The sequence below is a fragment of the Methylobacterium sp. E-065 genome, from assembly GCF_022829605.1.
Taxonomy (GTDB): domain Bacteria; phylum Pseudomonadota; class Alphaproteobacteria; order Rhizobiales; family Beijerinckiaceae; genus Methylobacterium.
In genome coordinates this window covers 1-674 of record NZ_JAKSYD010000304.1, presented here as the reverse complement: position 1 = coordinate 674, position 674 = coordinate 1, and the positions used below count along the sequence as shown (strand labels likewise).

Annotated in this window: 1 pseudogene; it reads right to left on the bottom strand. The window is 68.0% G+C overall.

From position 1 onward, the window contains the following. Positions 1-606 (bottom strand): annotated as a pseudogene (locus tag MKK84_RS35345) (IS5 family transposase); the annotation flags it as partial. Between the last annotated feature and the right edge of the window lie 68 nt (positions 607-674).

Genomic DNA, 674 nt, shown 5'->3' with positions numbered 1-674 from the left:
GGGTCTCATGGCGCTGAGGCGGGATCGCGGGGCGCGCACCCATGTCCCAGATGTGCTCGCGGAAGGCGTGACTGGTGTAGCCGCGGTCTCCGACCACCCACTTGGGCACGCTTGGCAGTTGGTCGAGCAATGGAACCGCATGAGGCAGCTCGTGCGCCTGCCCCGGTGCCAGCCGGAAGGCGATGGCGCGGCCCCGCCCGTCGGCAATCACGCAAGCCTTGGTGCCATGGCCGCCACGCGATCGGCCAAGAGCCTCACGAGTGTCTCGCTCGGCCCCAGATCCCCCCTTTTGGCGGCCCCGGCCGCCTTCTGGTGCGCGCGTATGGTCGTGCCATCGAGGAACGCCATCCCGAGCTGAACCCCGCGCTCCTGCACGAGGCTGAGGAGCCGTTCCCAGACGCCAGCACGGGACCAGCGGATGAAGATCTGTGCGGCCCGCCACCAAGGACCCAGATCCTCCGGAATAGCCCGCCATTTCGCCCCGTTCTGATGCCGCCAGAGAATGGCCGAGAGCGTGCGTTGCAGGTCCTGCGGTGGCGTCTTGGCCTTCGGACGGCACGCCTCGACCAGCGGCTCCAGCTCAGACCATTGCGCGTCGCTCAGCATCATCCCTCCTGCCTTGAAGAGAGGAAACGCAAGCCCCGCCAGTCCGTTCAGGCGACGACAGGCCCTAG